This window comes from Enterobacter sp. KBR-315C3_2022, from assembly GCF_041399425.1.
In the GTDB taxonomy this organism is placed as follows: Bacteria; Pseudomonadota; Gammaproteobacteria; order Enterobacterales; family Enterobacteriaceae; genus Enterobacter.
The window spans coordinates 74212-93057 of the sequence record NZ_JBGKEB010000013.1 but is presented as its reverse complement, the minus strand read 5'-3'; the positions used below and the strand labels follow the sequence as shown (position 1 = coordinate 93057).

Annotated in this window: 20 protein-coding genes; 12 read left to right on the top strand and 8 right to left on the bottom strand. The window is 57.8% G+C overall.

The window, feature by feature from the left end:
* Nucleotides 1–48: 48 nt before the first annotated feature.
* Both AB8804_RS15045 and AB8804_RS15040 read left to right on the top strand, forming a co-directional pair.
* Entirely contained in the window at nucleotides 49–576 is a 528-nt protein-coding gene (locus AB8804_RS15045; RefSeq protein WP_371187494.1) for a helix-turn-helix domain-containing protein, read from the top strand.
* Nucleotides 577–656: 80 nt separating this feature from the next.
* A complete protein-coding gene (locus AB8804_RS15040) occupies nucleotides 657–2621 on the top strand; it encodes a U32 family peptidase (protein WP_371187492.1) in 1965 nt (654 codons plus the stop codon).
* Here AB8804_RS15040 and AB8804_RS15035 read toward each other — a convergent pair.
* Nucleotides 2586–2852 carry a DUF2554 family protein gene (locus AB8804_RS15035; protein ID WP_371187490.1) on the bottom strand — a complete coding sequence of 89 codons (267 nt, stop codon included), beginning with the start codon at nucleotides 2850–2852 and terminating at the stop codon, nucleotides 2586–2588. The genes AB8804_RS15040 and AB8804_RS15035 overlap by 36 nt on opposite strands.
* Nucleotides 2853–3151: 299 nt before the next feature.
* Here AB8804_RS15035 and AB8804_RS15030 point away from each other — a divergent pair, with 299 nt between their 5' ends.
* Nucleotides 3152–3514, top strand: coding sequence for a hypothetical protein (locus AB8804_RS15030; RefSeq protein ID WP_371187488.1), 363 nt, complete (start codon nucleotides 3152–3154; stop codon nucleotides 3512–3514).
* Nucleotides 3515–3671: 157 nt separating this feature from the next.
* On the opposite strand, the gene ftrA is transcribed toward AB8804_RS15030, so the two are convergent.
* The gene (gene ftrA / locus AB8804_RS15025; protein ID WP_371187486.1) at nucleotides 3672–4661 is read right to left on the bottom strand and encodes a transcriptional regulator FtrA; all 990 of its coding nucleotides are present in this window, start codon (nucleotides 4659–4661) and stop codon (nucleotides 3672–3674) included.
* A 73-nt stretch (nucleotides 4662–4734) separates the two neighbouring features.
* On the opposite strand from ftrA, the gene AB8804_RS15020 reads away from it, so the two are divergent.
* From AB8804_RS15020 to zinT, 3 genes are all read left to right on the top strand, one after another.
* The gene (locus AB8804_RS15020) at nucleotides 4735–5130 is read left to right on the top strand and encodes a rhodanese-like domain-containing protein (RefSeq protein WP_371187484.1); all 396 of its coding nucleotides are present in this window, start codon (nucleotides 4735–4737) and stop codon (nucleotides 5128–5130) included.
* A 171-nt stretch (nucleotides 5131–5301) separates the two neighbouring features.
* Entirely contained in the window at nucleotides 5302–6405 is a 1104-nt protein-coding gene (locus AB8804_RS15015) for a cobalamin-independent methionine synthase II family protein (RefSeq protein ID WP_371187482.1), read from the top strand.
* Nucleotides 6406–6477: 72 nt separating this feature from the next.
* Complete coding sequence (zinT, locus tag AB8804_RS15010; RefSeq protein ID WP_371187480.1) at nucleotides 6478–7119, top strand: metal-binding protein ZinT; 642 nt, start codon at nucleotides 6478–6480, stop codon at nucleotides 7117–7119.
* 18 nt (nucleotides 7120–7137) lie between these two features.
* Here the strand turns inward: zinT and ydeE are convergent, their stop codons facing one another.
* Nucleotides 7138–8361, bottom strand: coding sequence for an efflux MFS transporter YdeE (ydeE, locus tag AB8804_RS15005; protein WP_371187478.1), 1224 nt, complete (start codon nucleotides 8359–8361; stop codon nucleotides 7138–7140).
* A gap of 192 nt (nucleotides 8362–8553) precedes the next feature.
* Here ydeE and eamA point away from each other — a divergent pair, with 192 nt between their 5' ends.
* Nucleotides 8554–9453, top strand: coding sequence for an O-acetylserine/cysteine exporter (gene eamA / locus AB8804_RS15000; RefSeq protein WP_371187476.1), 900 nt, complete (start codon nucleotides 8554–8556; stop codon nucleotides 9451–9453).
* Nucleotides 9454–9486: 33 nt separating this feature from the next.
* Here the strand turns inward: eamA and marB are convergent, their stop codons facing one another.
* From marB to marR, 3 genes are read right to left on the bottom strand one after another with little or no spacing between them, the layout of a single operon-like run.
* Nucleotides 9487–9705: a multiple antibiotic resistance protein MarB gene (gene marB, locus AB8804_RS14995; RefSeq protein ID WP_371187474.1), complete on the bottom strand. Its 219-nt coding sequence runs from the start codon at nucleotides 9703–9705 to the stop codon at nucleotides 9487–9489.
* A gap of 46 nt (nucleotides 9706–9751) precedes the next feature.
* Nucleotides 9752–10132: an MDR efflux pump AcrAB transcriptional activator MarA gene (gene marA / locus AB8804_RS14990; protein WP_001303241.1), complete on the bottom strand. Its 381-nt coding sequence runs from the start codon at nucleotides 10130–10132 to the stop codon at nucleotides 9752–9754.
* Between the two features lie 19 nt (nucleotides 10133–10151).
* Entirely contained in the window at nucleotides 10152–10586 is a 435-nt protein-coding gene (gene marR / locus AB8804_RS14985) for a multiple antibiotic resistance transcriptional regulator MarR (RefSeq protein ID WP_371187472.1), read from the bottom strand.
* Between the two features lie 255 nt (nucleotides 10587–10841).
* Here marR and AB8804_RS14980 point away from each other — a divergent pair, with 255 nt between their 5' ends.
* Nucleotides 10842–11507 (top strand): MarC family NAAT transporter, encoded by a 666-nt coding sequence (locus AB8804_RS14980; protein ID WP_371187470.1) that lies wholly within the window; start codon nucleotides 10842–10844, stop codon nucleotides 11505–11507.
* Nucleotides 11508–11686: 179 nt separating this feature from the next.
* A complete protein-coding gene (locus AB8804_RS14975; protein ID WP_371187468.1) occupies nucleotides 11687–12526 on the top strand; it encodes a lysozyme inhibitor LprI family protein in 840 nt (279 codons plus the stop codon).
* A gap of 56 nt (nucleotides 12527–12582) precedes the next feature.
* On the opposite strand, the gene AB8804_RS14970 is transcribed toward AB8804_RS14975, so the two are convergent.
* Nucleotides 12583–13779, bottom strand: coding sequence for a sugar transporter (locus AB8804_RS14970; protein ID WP_371187466.1), 1197 nt, complete (start codon nucleotides 13777–13779; stop codon nucleotides 12583–12585).
* Between the two features lie 176 nt (nucleotides 13780–13955).
* On the opposite strand from AB8804_RS14970, the gene AB8804_RS14965 reads away from it, so the two are divergent.
* Entirely contained in the window at nucleotides 13956–14753 is a 798-nt protein-coding gene (locus AB8804_RS14965) for a PhzF family phenazine biosynthesis protein (RefSeq protein ID WP_371187464.1), read from the top strand.
* Here AB8804_RS14965 and AB8804_RS14960 read toward each other — a convergent pair.
* Entirely contained in the window at nucleotides 14750–15619 is an 870-nt protein-coding gene (locus tag AB8804_RS14960; RefSeq protein ID WP_371187462.1) for a LysR substrate-binding domain-containing protein, read from the bottom strand. The genes AB8804_RS14965 and AB8804_RS14960 overlap by 4 nt on opposite strands.
* A 99-nt stretch (nucleotides 15620–15718) precedes the next feature.
* On the opposite strand from AB8804_RS14960, the gene sad reads away from it, so the two are divergent.
* Nucleotides 15719–17107, top strand: a complete 1389-nt coding sequence (gene sad, locus AB8804_RS14955) for a succinate-semialdehyde dehydrogenase (protein ID WP_371187460.1) — start codon at nucleotides 15719–15721, stop codon at nucleotides 17105–17107.
* A gap of 125 nt (nucleotides 17108–17232) precedes the next feature.
* Entirely contained in the window at nucleotides 17233–18822 is a 1590-nt protein-coding gene (locus AB8804_RS14950; RefSeq protein ID WP_371187458.1) for a methyl-accepting chemotaxis protein, read from the top strand.
* Nucleotides 18823–18846: the final 24 nt, after the last annotated feature.

Genomic DNA, 18846 nt, shown 5'->3' with positions numbered 1-18846 from the left:
GTGCGTTATAGCGTACAAGTGGTATGCTTTCCGCTTACGGGAGGACCTATGGATATCACGCAGCATCTTGCATACACGTTAAAAACGCTGCGCCAGGCGCGCGGCTGGAGCCTGTCGAAGCTGGCGGAAGAGACGGGCGTATCGAAGGCCATGCTCGGGCAGATTGAGCGCAACGAGTCCAGCCCGACGGTCGCGACCCTGTGGAAAATCGCCACCGGGCTCAACGTCCCGTTTTCGACGTTTATCGCTTCACCCGCCGATACGCAGGCGGTATTTGACCCGCAGCAGCAGGCGATGGTCGTCAAGCCGTTATTTCCTTGGGACGATGCGCTGAAGTTCGACCACTTCTCGATTACCCTTGCGCCCGGCGCGCTGAGCGAATCCACCCCGCACGAGGCGGGCGTCGTTGAGCACGTGGTGGTGATCAGCGGCGAGCTGGAGATGAACATTGATGGCGAGTGGCGCACCCTGACGGCGGATTCCGGCGTGCGTTTCGCAGGGGATAAACCCCACGCCTACCGCAACAGCAGCGGGCAAACGGTCCATTTTCACTCGCTGATCCATTATCCCCGCTGAGGGGACGCAAAACTGTTTCGCTGACGCAGACTTCTGACTACAATAGCCGCCATTTTGACCATAACGGATAACGACGACGTATGCGCCTGCACTCCCATCATCTTGAACTTTTAAGCCCGGCCCGCGATGCCGACATTGCCCGTGAAGCGATCCTTCACGGCGCCGATGCCGTCTACATCGGCGGCCCTGGCTTTGGCGCCCGCCATAACGCCAGCAACAGCCTGAGCGATATCGCCGCGCTAGTGCCGTTCGCCCACCGCTATGGTGCGAAGGTGTTCGTGACGCTGAACACGATACTTCATGATGATGAGCTGGAGCCCGCGCAGCGCCTGATTACCGATCTCTACCAGACCGGCGTTGACGCCCTGATCGTTCAGGACATGGGCGTGCTGGAGCTGGATATTCCGCCTATCGAACTGCACGCCAGCACCCAGTGCGATATTCGCACCGTCGAAAAAGCAAAGTTTCTCTCCGACGTGGGCTTCTCCCAGATCGTGCTGGCGCGCGAGCTGAACCTGAACCAGATCCGCGACATTCACCAGGCGACCGACGCGACCATCGAGTTCTTCATTCACGGCGCGCTGTGCGTGGCGTATTCAGGGCAGTGCAATATTTCACACGCGCAGACCGGGCGCAGCGCCAACCGCGGCGACTGCTCGCAGGCGTGCCGTTTGCCGTACACCCTGAAAGACGATCAGGGCCGCGTGGTCGCATTTGAAAAACACCTGCTGTCGATGAAGGACAACGACCAGACCGCCAACCTGGGCGCGCTGATCGACGCGGGCGTGCGCTCCTTCAAGATTGAAGGGCGCTATAAGGACATGAGCTACGTAAAAAACATTACCGCGCACTACCGCCAGATGCTGGATGCGATCATTGAGGATCGCGGCGATCTGGCGCGCTCGTCGGCAGGGCGAACCGAGCATTTCTTCATTCCGTCCACGGATAAGACCTTCCACCGCGGCAGCACGGACTATTTCGTTAACGCGCGTAAGGGCGATATCGGCGCGTTCGACTCGCCGAAATTTATCGGCCTGCCCGTCGGCGAAGTGCTGAAAGTGGCGAAGGACCATCTGGACGTTGAGGTCACCGAGCCGCTGGCAAACGGTGACGGCCTCAACGTAATGATCAAGCGCGAAGTTGTCGGCTTTCGCGCCAACACGGTAGAGAAAACCGGCGAAAATCGCTATCGCGTCTGGCCGAACGAAATGCCTGCCGATCTCTACAAGGCGCGGCCAAACGCGGCGCTGAACCGTAACCTCGACCACAACTGGCAGCAGGCGCTGCTGAAAACCTCCAGCGAACGCCGCGTTGCGGTTGATATTGAGCTTGGCGGCTGGGAAGAGCAGCTGATCCTGACCATGACCAGCGAAGAGGGGATCAGCGTTACGCACACCCTGGACGGCGCGTTTGAGGTGGCGAACAACGCGGAAAAAGCGCTGAATAACCTGAAGGACGGCGTGGCAAAGCTGGGGCAGACCATCTACTACGCGCGCAAAATCGACGTCAACCTGCCGGACGCGCTGTTTGTGCCCAACAGCCTGCTAAATCAGTTCCGTCGCGAAACGGCAGAGATGCTGGACGTGGCCCGTCTGGAAAACTATCCGCGCGGCAGCCGCAAGGCCGAGGCGGTACCGGCGCCCGTTTATCCCGATACCCATCTCTCGTTCCTGGCGAACGTCTACAACCATAAGGCGCGTGAATTTTATCATCGTCATGGCGTGCAGCTGATTGACGCCGCCTATGAGGCGCACGAAGAGAAGGGCGACGTGCCGGTGATGATCACCAAGCACTGCCTGCGCTTTGCGTTTAACCTCTGCCCGAAACAGGCGAAAGGCAATATCAAAAGCTGGAAGGCGACGCCAATGCAGCTGGTCAACGGGGATGAGGTGCTGACGCTGAAGTTTGACTGCCGCCCGTGTGAAATGCACGTCATCGGCAAGATGAAAAACCATATCTTCAAAATGCCGCAGCCGGGCAGCGTGGTGGCGTCGGTCAGCCCGGACGAGCTAATGAAAACGCTGCCGAAGCGTAAAGGCCGATAGCTCACGCTGGTGGCTCTCTGGTTTGCGCGACTTTTGCCAGGCATGGTGTTCGCGCAAACCCTCTGCGGACTCCTCCGCCACGCTGCGTAACTCGTCGCTGTCGGCTTCATGACGAAGCTGATGGCCGACGTTTTTCACCCATAAAAATTCATGTCCCTTGTGTCCCGCCATCAGCTGCCCTGAAAAAAGCGCACAAATCAGCAGCACAATCGATAACCCTTTACTCACCATTGTTTCATCGTCGGTTGTTTATTTCCGGCCATGATGAACATAGTTTCGTCTGGTTATTATTCGCCATTTTAAAAAATCGCAAAGTCATTGTCAGGATCTGTCGGCGGTAATATCACGCGCGGTTATGTTACTGATTTGTTAACAAAAGATGAGCGCATAAATCTTAGGGCCACTACAGATTACTCCTAAAATTTCCAGAAAAATGGGTAGCTGCCAAAATTGGTACGTTTAAGGACATTTGATTTAGAGATTAATCTTATATAATGAGACTTCTCTGGCTATGGAATGAATCTAAATCAATGAAGAAAATACTGTCTCTGGTGCTTATTGTCGCTGCCGTTGGGGCCGTTGCCGCGGTGAACGTTCGCTGGGATGACGAGCCAGACTATATTCAGGCGGCGGAAACGCGGGTCGGTTCCTATTTGACCAGTGACTACGGAAGAGTGACCTGTAATAGCGCACGGGTGAACGCCCAGCGCTGGGAATTAGGCTGCGTGAACAAGGCGAAAGGAAAAAATTTCCAGTTTGCGGTCTATTCTGCCGACGAAGCTCCGTACGGGGTTTCACGTCCGTTCTACCTTGAAGCGCTTAATGACGACGCTAAAGATAGCGCCAGCTACGGCCTGATGCGCTATCTCCAGATAAACACCAAAGCTGGGTAACGGGCCCGTTTAGCTCTCGTTGAATATATTGATGGTAGGTTGTAAGGGATCCGCTGCCCGGCATGGAGTGTCGGGGACGTAGAGACCAAAATACAAATCTATCCATGCAAGCATTTACCGCCAGATAATGGCGGTTTTTTTTACCCGCTATAACCCGCTATAAAGAGAATGCCGCGAACCGCTTGCGATATTGCGCGGGCGAGAGGGCGAACCGCTGCCGAAAATGGTGGCGCAGCGTGGCGGTCTGGCCAAACCCCGTTTGTTCGGCGATTAGGTCAATACTCATTCGGCTATTTTCCAGATAATCTTTCGCCCGCAAGAGCCTTTCATTCAGCAACCATCGCGCGGGCGTCGTGCCGGTCGCATCCTGGAAACGGCGCAGAAAGGTTCGCTGGCTCATGCCGACCCGACGCGCCAGCGAATCGACGGTGTGCGGCTTGGCCAGCTGCTGATGCAGATAATCAAAAAGCTGGCCCAGACGCTGGCTTTCGCGCAGCTGCGCCACCGGACGGCTGACCCGCTGCGTTTGTGAACCGTCCCGGTGCGGCTGAATGACCAGACGGTGGGCCACCCGGTTGGCCGTCTCCATGCCGTAATCCCGCCGCACTACGTGCAGGCACAGGTCGATGCCCGCCGCACTGCCTGCCGACGTCAGGATATCGCCTTCATCCTGGTACAGCACATCCTCCACCACGCGAATCGCCGGAAACCGCGCCTTCAGCGTTTCTATGTACCGCCAGTGGGTCGTCGCTTTACGATCGTCGAGCAGGCCGGAAGCCGCGAGGACAAACACCCCGGAGCAGATAGACACCAGCTGGCAGCCGCGCGCATGCGCCTTGCGTAGCGCCTCGCACAGACGTTCTGGCACCGGCGCATCCGGCCCGCGCCAGCCGGGGATAATCACCCGGTCTGCGCTCTCCAGCAGGGACAGATCGCCCTCCGTCAGGATGCGCACGCCGCCCGTCGCCCGCAGTTCGCCCTCGTCGATGCCCGCCACCGCAAAGCGGTACCAGTTCTCACCCATCTCTGGGCGCGGCAGGCCGAAAATTTCCACCGCCACGCCAAACTCAAACGTGCACAGGTCGTCATACGCCAGGGCGATAACCGTTGGTCGTAAGGTTGTCATCTTTTTGCTGTTTTCTGGCATAGGCGGAAGCATTCACGGGCTGAATTTTTGGATAAAGTAGTGGTAACACAAACCCCCATCACGAGGAAGCATTATGAGCTATGTTACTGAATTTTCAGCCGCGGAGCCGCAGGAGGCCGCCGCACATTTTCTGCGTCGTCTGAGCGTGGAAACGGACTGCGCGGACGTGCATTACGCGCTGGCACAGGGTGAGCAGGACTTTGTGCTGCTGCACGTTGTCGGCCAGCCCGAGCACTTTGCGCGCCGCCATATTCCCGGGGCGATTCATTTGCCCTGGCGCGAGATGACCGAGGAGCGGATGGCGCACTGGCCTGCGGATACGCTGTTTGTCGTTTACTGCGCGGGGCCGCACTGCAACGGTGCGGATCGGGCGGCGCTCAGGCTGGCCCGCATGGGGCTGCCGGTCAAAATGATGCTCGGCGGGCTAACGGGCTGGGAAGACGAGCAGTTTGCGTTCGCTGGCCAGTAACTCGCCATCGCGATGAAGATGAATTTTTTTCATCACAGATGAAATTTTCTCGTTTGCCGCGGCGGGGCGGGCATGGCATCTTCTTGGACATATAGACATCCAGAAGTCTAAATCTTCGTTATGTTAATTATCACCGGTGGCGATAGTTGCCCTCGGTTACAGGAGAAAGTCATGCAGCGACAGCACGCCCCGTTCCGCGCCGACGTCGTCGGCAGTTTTTTACGTCCCGACGCCGTGAAGCTGGCGCGTCAGGAATTTGCCCGCGGTGAGATTAACGCCGTGCAGCTGCGCGAAGTGGAAGATGAGGCGATCCGCCACGTTGTTGAACAGCAGTGTGCCTGCGGGCTGCACGTGGTGACCGACGGCGAATTTCGCCGCGCCTGGTGGCACTTCGATTTCTTTGACGGCCTGCAGGGCGTTGAGCGCTACGATTCGCAGCAGGGCATCCAGTTTAACGGCGTCCAGACCAAAGCGCACGGCGTGCGCGTGACCGGCAGGCTGGGCTTTGGCGACCATCCGATGCTGGAAGACTTCCGCTACCTGAAAAGCATTAGCGGTAATGCACAGCCGAAGATGACCATTCCAAGCCCGAGCGTGCTGCACTTCCGCGGCGGTCGTAAGGACATTGATGCGGCGGTGTACCCTGACCTGAGCGCGTATTTCGACGACCTGGCGACAACCTGGCGCGATGCTATCCGGGCCTTCTATGACGCGGGCTGCCGCTACCTGCAGCTGGACGATACCGTCTGGGCGTACCTGTGTTCAGACGAACAGCGCGCGCAGATCCGCGAGCGTGGGGACGATCCCGACGAGCTGGCGCGCACCTATGCGCGGGTGCTGAACGCGGCGCTGGAGGGTAAGCCTGACGATCTGACCGTCGGTCTGCACGTGTGTCGCGGCAATTTCCGCTCGACGTGGATATCCGAAGGAGGCTATGAGCCGGTGGCGGAATTGCTGTTTGGCAGCGTCAACGTGGATGCCTTCTTCCTGGAGTACGACAACGATCGCAGCGGGGACTTCGCGCCGCTACGCTTTATTCGTCCGGGCAAGCAGCAGGTGGTGCTGGGGCTGATCACCACCAAGAACGGCGAGCTTGAAAACCCGGAGGGCGTGAAGGCCCGTCTGGAAGAGGCAGCGAAATTTGTGGCGAAAGAGCAAATCTGCCTCAGCCCGCAGTGTGGCTTTGCCTCCACGGAGGAGGGCAATACGCTGAGCGAAACCCAGCAGTGGGATAAGGTTCGCCTGGTGACGCAGATCGCCAGCGAGGTCTGGTAAGCGGAGCGGTTGCAAGCGCATTTGTTATAATATAACATCACCACTCTTTTCAAACGGAGTGGAGGTGTTGTAGTGCTGGGACATACAGGAAAATTGGCAATCGCGCTCGGGGCGCTGCTGGTCAGCGGGCAGGTATTTGCGCATTCGCACGGGCATCAAATGACCGAGGCGGAGCAAAAAGCGGCGAACGGCGTGTTTGAGGATAAAGACGTTAAGGACCGCAAGCTGTCCGACTGGGACGGCGTCTGGCAGTCCGTATACCCGTACCTGCTCGACGGCTCGCTCGATCCGGTCTTTAAAAAGAAAGCGGAAAAAGACAAGAGCAAGTCCTTCGACGAGGTGAAAGCCTACTATCGCACGGGATATGCGACCGACGTCGACACCATCGGCATTGAAAATAACGTGATGGAATTTCACAAAGGTAACGCGGTGAGCCGCTGTCACTACGACTACAGCGGCTTCAAGATTTTGACCTATGCGTCAGGCAAAAAGGGCGTGCGTTACCTGTTCGAGTGTAAGGATGCCGCCAGCACCGCGCCGAAGTTTGTCCAGTTCAGCGACCACACCATCGCGCCAAAAGCCTCGGCTCACTTCCATATTTTCATGGGCAACACCTCCCACGAGGCGCTGCTGAAGGAGATGGATAACTGGCCGACGTACTATCCGAACGAAATGTACAAGGAGCAGGTGGTGGACGAGATGCTGCACCACTGATGCTTTGCGCTGCCCGGCCTAGGATCGTGGATCTGTAGGTCGGGTAAGCGTAGCTTCACCCGACACATTATTCTCACCCTTCACGCCCATTCCGCGCAAAATCATCAGCCACGCGGCGACAATGGCCGCCATCATGATGGCAAACAGCGACCAGTGCGGTAGATGGGTCAGGATAATTCCGGTGATCATCGGGTTGGCCGCCGCGCCCAGCCAGCCCAGCGCCTGCGCGGAAAAATAGCTCGCCTTCATGCCCGGCGGCGCGATGTTGTCGATCAGCATGTATTCGCCAGGCGCATAGATAATCTCACCCAGCGTAAAGACGGCCGCCGCGATGCCCCAATAAACTAAATTCTCGCCGGAGAACATAAAGCCGCCCAGCCCGAGGATAAAAAACAGCGTGGCGGCGGTCATTAACGGCCGAATATTGGACGCGGAAATTTTGCTGCCAATGAAGTATTGCAGCGTCACCACGACCGCGGCGTTGACCGGCAGCACCACCGCCACCACCTTTTGCGCAAAATCGCTGTCGGCGTTGGCCGCCAGAACGTACTGAGAGATGCAGGTGGCAAAGGATCCGCCGACGTAAGAGGCGAGCAGGCCGGACAGCGTGAACCAAAACAGCGCGCGATCCTTTAGCAGGATCGACGGCTGCCACGGCGCTTTCTCTTCCGGCGCGTCCAGCGCGACGCTTTTCTGCACGAAGAAATGGATAAAGCCCAGCGGGAGCGCGGCGCAGAAGGCGGCCAGCCAGAACGGCAGCTGCAGGCTGTACATCACCAGCAGCGTGCCGAGCGGCGGCCCGACGGTCCAGCCGATGTTCAGGAAGCTGTAGTTCAGGGAGAACACGCGCGCCTTCTCGCTGGAGGTGAGCACGTCCGCGAACCACGCCTTCAGCACGGTGGAGAATACCGAGTAGGCGCAGTTGATGAGAGAGAAAAACAGCACCACCAGCGTGACGTTATCCACCAGCGGGATCGCCACAAAGCCGACGATGAAGGCCACAATGGAGGTCAGCATGTAGCGCTTTTTATCAAACTTATCGGCCAGAATGCCAAAGCCCAGGCTGAACGCCACCCCGATAGTCAGCGCAATCGTCAGCGCGTAACCAATATTCTCGACGCTCATGCCGTATGCGCGCGTGAGATAGATGGTCATGAAGGGCAGCGTTGCCCCCCGGCCGATGGTTAACAGCAATGACGATGCCAGCAGCGCCGCGGTTGAGCGCCTGAGAGATGGTTTCATATTCCTGCCCGACAAATGCTTATGATTTTATTGTTGTGTTCTATCAGGAGTATCACGACATCATGGGCTTGTATAGCGCCCAATTTTTCCATCCGTGCGCTGTTTTAACTGCCAAATTTAATGATCTTTTCCTGCGGTCATTTTTTCGCTACTTTGAAGTGTTTACAAAAATTTAATAATCAGGGGCAGGATATGACGCGAAAAGACGGGCTGCTGGCGATGCTGGTGGTTGTGGTGTGGGGGCTAAATTTTGTGGTCATCAAGGTAGGGCTGCACAACATGCCTCCGCTGATGCTGGCCGGCCTGCGGTTCATGCTGGTCGCGTTTCCGGCGCTCTTCTTTATCGCCCGTCCGAAGATCCCGTTCACGCTGCTGCTGGGCTACGGCCTGACGATTAGCTTCGGCCAGTTTGCGTTTCTGTTTTGCGCCATCAAGTTTGGGATGCCCGCGGGGCTGGCCTCGCTGGTGCTGCAGGTGCAGGCGTTCTTTACCATCATCCTCGGCGCGTTTGTCTTTGGCGAACGCCTGCAGGGCAAACAGCTGGCGGGCATTACGCTGGCGGTCTTCGGCGTGCTGGTGCTGATTGAGGCGAGCCTCAACGGGCAGCACGTCGCGCTGCTCGGCTTTATGCTGACGCTGGCCGCCGGGCTGAGCTGGGCCTGCGGCAATATCTTCAATAAGCTGATCATGCAGCACGACGCGCGTCCGGCGGTGATGTCGCTGGTGGTGTGGAGCGCGCTGATCCCGATCGTGCCGTTTTTGGCCGCATCGCTGATTTTCGACGGGCCGGACGCCATGGTGAGCAGCCTGGTGAATATCGACCTGACGACCATTCTGTCGCTGATCTATCTGGCCTTCGTCGCCACCATTGTCGGCTACGGGATCTGGGGCTCGCTGCTGGGCCGCTATGAAACCTGGCGCGTGGCGCCGCTTTCCCTGCTGGTGCCCGTCATCGGCATGGCGAGCGCGGTGGTGCTTCTGGACGAAAAGCTGAGCGCGCTCCAGCTGACTGGCGCGGTGCTGATCATGGCCGGGCTTTATATCAACGTGTTTGGACTGAAGGTGCGCAGGGCGGTGCGGGTGAAGAGCTAAAAAAAAGCCCCGCAAAAGCGGGGCAAAAACGAATCAGAGGCCGTGCTGGTTATAATATGGCACGCCTAATTCGTCGGATTTATCGCTGCCTGCGCCCATGTGGTTAAAATCATACGGGGAGGCGCTCTGCGCCGTCGGCATAACCATCGCTTCGCGATTGTTTTGCTGGGTGGCAGTCGGTGTTTGCTCCGCAAACGTCTGGCCGGAGACCAGCACCAGTAAGGTGAGGGCGGCGGAGGCGGTGAATTTCATGATTTCCTCGGTTACGTCTTTACAGGCGATGATTAACTACAGTGTGTTAACTGCAATGTTTTAACGGATAGAGATAGCGGGACTCGCCCGGCATGCTGGTAATTCGATATTTATGAGGCGGCACGTCGAAGTAGTTCTTAAACGTACGCGTCAGGGTTTGCTGGGACTCAAAACCATAACGTTCCGCCAGATAAAGGATCGGCTCATTGCTTTCTTTCAATTTTTGGGCAATTTCCGTCAGCTTGCGGCTGCGAATGTATTGTCCTAATGAATGACCGGTCTCTTTTTTGAACATCCGTTGCAGGTGCCACTTAGAGTAACCTGAACGCTCTGACACCTTTTCAAGGGAGAGCGGCGATTCCAGGTTATCTTCGATCCAGTCCAAAATGCTATGAATAGTGATAGCGTCAGTATTGCGTCTGGACATCGTCATACCTCTTTTCTGTTTACGGCAGTATTTTCTTAAGCAAAAGCTCAAGCGTTGCCACTTCGTCTGCCGTTAAGTTTTTTGTTAGTTCCTGATGCAGTGTTTGTCCTACTAATTGATGACATTGCTCGCACATCGCCGCGCCGTCACGGGTGAGCTTCACCAGGACGCCGCGTTTGTCATTCGGGTTAGGGCTGCGTTCAATCCATCCTTTACAGACGAGACGATCCAGCATGCGGGTTAACGCACCCAGATCGACAGAAAGCACCTTTTTGAGCTCAACCGGCGTGATACACACTTCGCAGCGAATGGAACACAGCACTTTGAACTGTGTTGCGGTGATATCCAGCGGTGACAGGTAGTCATTGAGCAGGCGATCTTTTTTCTGATTGGCCATGTGAATAAGGCGACCCAGCGGAATGATTTCGTTGAAGAGGTCACTGGTGTTGTTCACAATGGTTGCCCTGGCAAGTAGTTTAGTCACGGCAGATATTATTGCTCAGGCAAGTATAAGTCAACTGAATGAATCAGCCGATGCCACGAATTGCTAAAACGTTTCATGAACTTTTTTTGACCGTTTTCAAATCAGATACATAACGCGAGGTTATTTGTCAGTGCGACAACAATCCTTACGTTGTGCGGATGGCTGTTCCGCATCGTTTAACCCTATAATTGCGGAGATTCAAACTGAAAAGGACAACGACGCAACATGTTGGATTTAATTAAAGCAATAAGTCTCGGGCTGGTGGTATTGCTGCCGTTGGCTAACCCGCTGACCACGGTCGCGCTCTTCCTGGGGCTTGCGGGGAACATGAACAGCGCCGAGCGCAATCGCCAGTCGATGATGGCCTCGATTTACGTCTTCGCCATTATGATGGTGGCGTATTATGCCGGTCAGCTGGTGATGAACACCTTTGGCATCTCCATCCCCGGCCTGCGCATTGCCGGCGGGCTGATTGTTGCCTTTATCGGTTTCCGCATGCTGTTCCCGGCGCAAAAAGCCCACGAGTCGCCGGAAGCGAAAAGCAAATCTGAGGAGCTGGAAGACGAGCCTTCCGCCAATATCGCCTTTGTGCCTCTGGCGATGCCAAGCACCGCGGGCCCGGGTACGATCGCGATGATTATCAGTTCCGCCTCAACTGTGCGGGACGGCTCCACTTTCCCTGACTGGGTCATCACCGTCGCGCCGCCGCTGATTTTTGCCCTGATCGGCATTATCGTCTGGGCGTCCCTGCGCAGCTCCGGGGCGATTATGCGCTGGGTCGGGAAAGGGGGCATCGAAGCAATTTCACGCCTGATGGGCTTCCTGCTGGTGTGCATGGGCGTGCAGTTTATTATCAACGGCGTGCTGGAAATTATTAAGACCTATCATTGATGTTTATACCGGGCGATGCTCATGCACGCCCGGTTCGTTTTATATGTGCTGTGAATATAAATACATTCTGAATTTTAATTAACTGACTGTTATTGCGGGTGTTTTTATCTTTTCCGCACTTGTTCCCTATTAGTGAATAACGTAACGTACGCGGCGTCTATTATTATCAGGATACCGACATGAAAAAACGTTATTTACTCGCCTCAGGCGCCTTGCTTTATTCATTAAATGCCAGCGCCGGGCTGTTTGATTCCACGCCGGAATTTAAATGCGGCCGTGAAGATTCGATTGCCGCCGTTCAGGCTAAAATCAGAAGCGATGCCGTCAGCAAACTGCAGGAAACGTATTTGTCTTCCCCGGTAACGTTTTACGGCAAGCCGCTTCAATCATACGTTGATAAAGCTAACCAGATTTCCATCGTTATGGAGAATGTGACCACTAAGACCTTCAAAAAAGAGGATTCCGTGCGCAACTGTAGCGCCACCATTTCGCTGACGCTTCCAGCGGAACTGCAGTCGGTAATGACCTCTTTCCCGGACAAACTGCCCAGCATAAGCCTTGGCAGAGGCAAAGTTATTAATAACCGCGTCCAGTGGGAGCAATTCTCCTATTCGCTATCCTTAGCGGATAACAAAAAAGACATCGCTGTAACTTATGATTACCCAGGCGATAATTTCGTTTCCGAATCATTATTTAATATATCCCGCTTTGCCTTGAACAAAGATGAGATGCAAAAGACGGATCTGCAGAAAAAATTGATCAGGGAAGCGAACATCTACAGTGATATTGATAGCAATTTAAATATGCTGTGGAAGTCTCTGCCTGATTCAGTTCGTGCATCGATGAAAAAAGAACAGAGCGCGTGGATTGGCGAAAAAACGCGGAAGTGCGGAAAAATTAACGATGCCGCGTCCGAAACAGTTCCGCTTCAAACGCGAATTGATATTTACCATTGTCAGACAAAAATGACGGAAGATAGGGTGACCTATCTCGGTGGCGATACCGAAAGGGATTATTAATCGCGTCGGTGGTTTGTAGGCCGGGTAAGGCGAAGCCGCCACCCGGCACAATAGCGTCACCCCTGCTGACGCTGCTCCTCAAGCGCCACCGGCCATTTCCGGAAGATAAGCACCGACCAGACAAGCGCCACCGCCGCTGGAATCGCCCCCAGATAGCCAATCGCCGACATCGACAGGTGCAGGCTGATCTGATTTCCCAGCAGCGCGCCCGCGCCAATCCCGAGATTGAATATCCCCGAGAAGAGCGCCATCGCCACGTCCGTTGCGTCCGGCGCCAGCGCCAGCACCTTAACCTGCATGCCGAGACCAATGATCATGATCGCGATGCCCCAGAAGACGCTGAGGATAGCCAGGGTATTCTCGCCGCCGGAGGCGGGCATCAGCAGCACAAGGCAGGCCAGCAGCAGGCCGATTGCTCCGCTGACGAGCGCGGAGGCGTGCTGGTTGCCGAGCTTGCCGAAAACAACGCTGCCGATAATCCCCGCACCGCCCAGAATGAGCAGCAGCACGGTGGCAAAGTTCGCGCTAAATCCGGCAACCGTCTGCACGAACGGTTCGATATAGCTGTACGCCGTGTAGTGCGCCGTTACCACGATAACCGTGAGCAGATAGAGGCTCATCAGCGCAGGGCGACGAACCAGCAGCGGCAGGCTTTTTAGCGAGCCGGAATGCTCGCTCGGCAGCTTAGGCAGCAGCTTGACGAGGCAAACGAGGGTGATCAGCGCCCCCATCCCGATGGCGAAAAACGTGGTGCGCCAGCCAAAATACTGCCCGACGATACGGCCAATCGGCAGCCCCAGCACCATCGCCAGCGCCGTGCCGGTGGCAATCAGGCTCAGCGCCTGGGCGCGCTTCCCGGCGGGCGCAAGGCGAATGGCCAGCGACGCCGTAATCGACCAGAACACCGCGTGCGCAAAGGCAATGCCCACGCGGCTTATCACCAGCACCGTGAAATTCCACGCCATAAACGACAGCACGTGGCTGGCGATAAACAGCACAAACAGCCCGATCAGCAGCCTGCGGCGCTCCATCTGGCTGGTCAGGAGCATAAACGGCAGCGACATCAGCGCCACCACCCAGGCGTAGATGGTCAGCATAATGCCGACCTCCGCCGTCTCCATCTGGAAGCTTTGCGCAATATCCGACAGCAGCCCGACCGGGACAAACTCGGTGGTGTTGAAGATAAAGGCGGCGATGGCGAGCGTGACCACGCGTAGCCACGCGACCCTGCGGGAAACCGTGTTCATTGTCATAGGGAGTATTTAGGCCTGGTTGATGAAAGGACGAGGAGACGATCTTAAAGCCTTAAACGGCTAAAACTCAATCATTATGTGACGAAGATCTCAATATTTGCCCGTTCCCGGCGCTGGCGGCGCGCGGTGTTTTCCGTGAAGATAAAGAACGACACAATAAAAAAGGCGATATAAGCATGCAGGAAATTGATTTCTATCTGGTTGATGCCTTTAGCGACAGGGCCTTTAGCGGCAACGCGGCGGCGGTGTGTCCGCTGGAGGAGTGGCTCCCGGACGAGACGCTTCTGAAAATGGCGCAGCAGCATAACCAGTCTGAGACGGCCTTTTTCGTGCGCACGGACGGCGGGTTTGAGCTGCGCTGGTTCACCACGCTGTATGAGATTAATCTCTGCGGCCACGCTACCCTTGCGGCGTCGCACGTTATCTTTGAATACCTTGACTACCCGCATACTGAAATCGTCTTCTCGACGCGCTTCGTCGGTGAGCTAACCGTTAAGCGCAGCGGCGACTGGCTGACACTGAACTTCCCGGCGTGGGAGACGCAGGCTGTGGACAATCCGCCCGCGCTGCTGTTCAGCGCGCTGGGTATTGATAGCGCCAAAGAGGTGCGCGTCGGTCGTGACTACATGGTGGTGCTGGAAAGCCAGCGGCAGGTAGAGGCCCTGACGCCGGATATTTCTGCCATGGTTCCGCTGGATAAAATGGTCTGCGTGACCGCGCCCGGCGAGGATGATGATTTCGTCAGCCGCTTCTTCTGCCCGGGCGAGGGCGTGCCGGAAGATCCGGTGACGGGATCCACGCACAGCATGCTGATCCCGTACTGGAGCGCCAGGCTCGGCAAAACGCTGCTGAATGCCCGCCAGGTTTCAGCCCGCGGCGGGGAGTTGCGCTGCGAGTTGAAGGGCGACCGCGTGCTGATTGGCGGGCAGGCCACGCTGTACCTGAAGGGCAAAATCTTTCTTCGCAACGTTTAAGGTGAGGGCTGCCGCTCGTTCAGCAGGGCGATAAACGCTTCCAACTGGCGGGTCATGGCGCCGCGCCGCCACACCAGCCAGGTCGTGAGCCAGCGCCAGTTTTCCGCCAGCGGCCACGCCTCCACCTGATGATGCCCCGGCATGCTCTCCAGCATGGAGCGGGGCATCAGCGCAATCCCCGCGCCCGCAATCACGCAGGCCAGCATTCCGTGGTAAGACTCCATCTCATGTATGCGCCCCGGCGTGGCGCGATCGGCGTGAAACCAGCTTTCCAGATGGCGTCGATAGGAGCAGTTGGCGCGAAACGCGTAGACGTCGCTGCCGCTCACCTCCGTCGCGCGGGAAACCGCCGCGTGCCCCGCGGGCGCGACCAGCATCATCTCTTCCCGATAGACCGGCATCCCGTCTAGCTCAGGGTGCGACAGCGGCCCGTCAACAAAGGCCGCGCTCAGCGTCCCCTCCAGCACGCCGTCGATCATCGTGCCCGACGGCCCGGTGGAGAGGGCAAACTGAATGCGGGGATAGCGCTGGTTAAACTGCGCCAGGCTTTCCGGAATACGCACGGCGGCGGTGCTTTCCAGCGCGCCCAGCGAAAACAGCCCCTGCGGCTCGTCCCCGGCCACGACCATGCGCGCTTCGTCGACCAGCGCCAGGATCTGCTTGCTGTAGCGCAGGAAGTTATGCCCGGCGGGAGAAAGCCGCAGGCGCTGGTTCTCGCGAATAAACAGCTCTACGCCGAGATCGGCCTCAAGCTGGCGGATGCGGGTCGTCAGGTTGGACGGCACGCGATGCACCTTCTGCGCCGCCTGGGTGATGCTTCCGGTCTGCGCCACCGCGTTAAACATTTCAAGCTGGGTTAAGTCCATAGCATTCTCGATTCGTGAATAAGGTGGTTAGTATTATTCATTTTTAAGAAATAGCAGAGTAGGCCACACTTAATCAACTCTTACTGCGTGGAGACAATAATGACCTATTCATCTGCAACACATGCACTCTCTGTTAACCCGGCAACGGGGGAAACCCTGGCCGCTTACCCGTGGGCCACTTCTGATGACGTCGAGCGCGCGATTGCGCGGGCCGACAGCGGCTATCGCCAGTGGCGTACCGAGAGCGTCCTGCGCCGCGCGCATAAGCTGCGCGACGTCGGCGCGGCGCTGCGCCATCGCGCCGAAGAGATGGCGCAGATGATGTCGCGCGAAATGGGCAAGCCGATTTCGCAGGCGCGCGCCGAGGTCACGAAATCCGCCAACCTGTGCGACTGGTACGCCGAGCATGGCCCGGCGATGCTGCAGGCCGAGCCGACCTTGGTCGAAAACCAGAACGCGGTGATAGAGTACCGCCCGCTTGGGCCAATTCTCGCCGTTATGCCGTGGAACTTCCCGCTGTGGCAGGTGCTGCGCGGCGCGGTGCCGATTCTGCTGGCCGGTAACAGCTACCTGCTGAAACACGCCCCGAACGTACTCGGCTCCGCCGAACTTATTGCGCAAATCTTCGCGGACGCGGGCGTCACAGAGGGCGTGTTCGGCTGGGTGAACGCAACCAACGAGGGCGTGAGCCAGGCGATTAACGATCGCCGCATCGCGGCCATTACCGTTACCGGCAGCGTGCGCGCGGGGGCGGCGATTGGCGCGCAGGCGGGGGCCGCGCTGAAAAAATGCGTGCTGGAGCTGGGCGGGTCCGATCCGTTTATCGTCCTCAACGATGCCGATCTCGAACTGGCGGTGAAGGCGGCGGTGGCCGGTCGCTACCAGAACACCGGGCAGGTGTGCGCCGCGGCGAAGCGCTTTATCGTGGAAGAGGGTATCGCCGGGCGCTTCACCCAGCGCTTTGTGGAGATGACCGCGGCGCTGAAGATGGGCGCGCCGGACGAGGAGGAAAACTACCTTGGCCCAATGGCGCGTTTCGATCTGCGCGACGAGCTGCATCAGCAGGTGCAGGCTACGCTGGCGGAAGGCGCAGCGCTGCTGCTGGGCGGGGAGAAAATGGCCGGTAGCGGTAACTACTACGCGCCGACCGTACTGGGGAACGTCACCCCGGAGATGACCGCGTTCCGCCAGGAGCTGTTCGGCCCGGTGGCGGCGATAACCATTGCCAAAGACGCGGCCCACGCGCTGGCGCTGGCAAACGACAGCGACTTCGGGCTGTCCGCGACCGTCTTTACCGCCAGCGCGGATCTGGCGGATAAATTCTCCCGCGAGCTGGAGTGCGGCGGCGTGTTTATCAACGGCTACAGCGCCAGCGATGCCCGCGTGGCGTTTGGTGGCGTGAAGAAGAGCGGCTTCGGGCGCGAGCTTTCGCACTTCGGCCTGCACGAGTTCTGCAACGTGCAAACGGTGTGGAAAGACCGCGTTTAAGCGCATGCCGGGCGGACAGGTTATCCGCCCGGTGCAATCCCCCGCCTGTCATGTAACTGCAATGGTTCTGTCATTTTCGTTTCGTAGACTCTCCGCGTCTAACGTATTGTTACCGAAAGAAAATTATGAACCTAACGCAAATTTTTCGCCGTATTGCGCAGCGCATCGTTCCCCGTCGGTTTGGCCTCCTTGCCGGCATCTTCTGTATTATCGGGCTTTTCTCCGCGCTTCAGCTCTCCTCATCCTTCCTGCTGACCGCCTCGCTGCGGGAGGCCCAACGCAACGAACGTCATAATCAGCTCGCCTGGCAGCAGCAGAACAGGCTGGATCAGGCGCGCGTTTCGCTGCTGGCGGCAAGCGATCTGCTCAACCGCTCCGGCGTTTACTTTATGCAGGACAAAGAGACGGGCTCCGAGGGAAGCTGGCATAGCCTGATGGACGACGCGCAGAACGCGCTGGCGGATTCTCATCGGGCGTGGGAGGCGTGGCTGACGCTGAACCCGGTTAAGGACGAGGCGCTGGTGAGCAGCTATCAGCTGTTTTATGGCGCGATTCAGGAGCAGGCGGAAGGGCTGGTGAAATCAAATTCGATCGACGCGTTCTTTGCCGTACCGGCCCAGGCGTTTCAGACCGACTTTAACGATAACTACGCCCGCTACCAGCAGGCCAGCGAGAAGCGAGCGATGCAGGGGCGCCAGACGCTCACCGAGGGGCTATCCCGCCTGCAAACCCTGTTCCTGTTTGCGCCGCTGGTGCTGCTGGCGATCGCCATTGCCGTGTGGTTTGGCATGGCGAAGTGGGTCATTACGCCGCTGCGCCGTCTTATCGCACACATCAACCAGCTTGCCGCGGGCGATCTGTCCGGCACGCCGCCAGGCGTGGTGCGCTTTAACCGCGAAATTGACCAGCTTCACGGCAGCATTTCCACCATGCAGAACGGGCTACAGCAGCTGGTGACGCAGGTGAGCGAGGCGTCGGCGTCGATGGTGGAAAACATCGGGGCGCTGGCGGAGGGTAACCAGAAGCTGTACCAGCAGTCGGCGCGCCAGGCAAAAGAGCTTAGCGACGTCACGGCGCATATTGCCGCGCTGGAAACCCACGTCGAAGGCAATACCGGCTACGCGAAGCTCGCCAGCACGCGGGCGGACGAAGCGCGGCAGGCCGCCGCGGGCGGCGATCGGATGATGTCCACCGTGAATGCCTCAATGCAGACGATCGTCGACCGATCCTCGGAAATGCGCGGGATCGTGGCGATGATCGACAACGTGGCGTTTCAGACCAACATTCTGGCCCTGAACGCCGCGATTGAAGCGGCCCATGCGGGAAACCAGGGGCGAGGCTTTGCGGTGGTGGCAAAAGAGGTGGGGCTGCTGGCAAGAAAGAGCAGCCACTCCACGCAAACCATTCAGGAGCTGATTAACCACTCCCTGCAGGGCATCGAAGACGGCTCGAAGGCGGTGAACCGCATGGAGGACAATCTGCAGCAGGTCACCGCGCTGGTGGCGAACCTCAGCGGCCTGCTCAATGAGATCTCCGCGGCGACGCAAAGCCAGGGAGAGAGTATTCATCAGATGACGCGCCAGCTTCACTCCCTGAACCAGGTCTCGCACCAGACGGACGCGCTGGTGTCAGAGGCGTCGGCAGCCTCAACGCGCCTGCACCAGAAGTCGGATCTGCTGCTGCGGGCCGTTTCGCGTTTTCGCCTGCCCGCCTGACGCAACGCGGCGGCGTCTGTTATA

What these genes read in the sequence shown, in the direction of transcription:
- AB8804_RS15045 (WP_371187494.1), top strand. Translation starts at nt 49, where the DNA reads ATGGATATCACGCAGCATCTTGCATACACGTTAAAAACGCTGCGCCAG.
- AB8804_RS15040 (WP_371187492.1), top strand. Translation starts at nt 657, where the DNA reads ATGCGCCTGCACTCCCATCATCTTGAACTTTTAAGCCCGGCCCGCGAT.
- AB8804_RS15035 (WP_371187490.1), bottom strand. Translation starts at nt 2,852, where the DNA reads ATGGTGAGTAAAGGGTTATCGATTGTGCTGCTGATTTGTGCGCTTTTT.
- AB8804_RS15030 (WP_371187488.1), top strand. Translation starts at nt 3,152, where the DNA reads ATGAAGAAAATACTGTCTCTGGTGCTTATTGTCGCTGCCGTTGGGGCC.
- ftrA (WP_371187486.1), bottom strand. Translation starts at nt 4,661, where the DNA reads ATGCCAGAAAACAGCAAAAAGATGACAACCTTACGACCAACGGTTATC.
- AB8804_RS15020 (WP_371187484.1), top strand. Translation starts at nt 4,735, where the DNA reads ATGAGCTATGTTACTGAATTTTCAGCCGCGGAGCCGCAGGAGGCCGCC.
- AB8804_RS15015 (WP_371187482.1), top strand. Translation starts at nt 5,302, where the DNA reads ATGCAGCGACAGCACGCCCCGTTCCGCGCCGACGTCGTCGGCAGTTTT.
- ydeE (WP_371187478.1), bottom strand. Translation starts at nt 8,361, where the DNA reads ATGAAACCATCTCTCAGGCGCTCAACCGCGGCGCTGCTGGCATCGTCA.
- eamA (WP_371187476.1), top strand. Translation starts at nt 8,554, where the DNA reads ATGACGCGAAAAGACGGGCTGCTGGCGATGCTGGTGGTTGTGGTGTGG.
- marB (WP_371187474.1), bottom strand. Translation starts at nt 9,705, where the DNA reads ATGAAATTCACCGCCTCCGCCGCCCTCACCTTACTGGTGCTGGTCTCC.
- marA (WP_001303241.1), bottom strand. Translation starts at nt 10,132, where the DNA reads ATGTCCAGACGCAATACTGACGCTATCACTATTCATAGCATTTTGGAC.
- AB8804_RS14980 (WP_371187470.1), top strand. Translation starts at nt 10,842, where the DNA reads ATGTTGGATTTAATTAAAGCAATAAGTCTCGGGCTGGTGGTATTGCTG.
- AB8804_RS14975 (WP_371187468.1), top strand. Translation starts at nt 11,687, where the DNA reads ATGAAAAAACGTTATTTACTCGCCTCAGGCGCCTTGCTTTATTCATTA.
- AB8804_RS14970 (WP_371187466.1), bottom strand. Translation starts at nt 13,779, where the DNA reads ATGACAATGAACACGGTTTCCCGCAGGGTCGCGTGGCTACGCGTGGTC.
- AB8804_RS14965 (WP_371187464.1), top strand. Translation starts at nt 13,956, where the DNA reads ATGCAGGAAATTGATTTCTATCTGGTTGATGCCTTTAGCGACAGGGCC.
- AB8804_RS14960 (WP_371187462.1), bottom strand. Translation starts at nt 15,619, where the DNA reads ATGGACTTAACCCAGCTTGAAATGTTTAACGCGGTGGCGCAGACCGGA.
- sad (WP_371187460.1), top strand. Translation starts at nt 15,719, where the DNA reads ATGACCTATTCATCTGCAACACATGCACTCTCTGTTAACCCGGCAACG.
- AB8804_RS14950 (WP_371187458.1), top strand. Translation starts at nt 17,233, where the DNA reads ATGAACCTAACGCAAATTTTTCGCCGTATTGCGCAGCGCATCGTTCCC.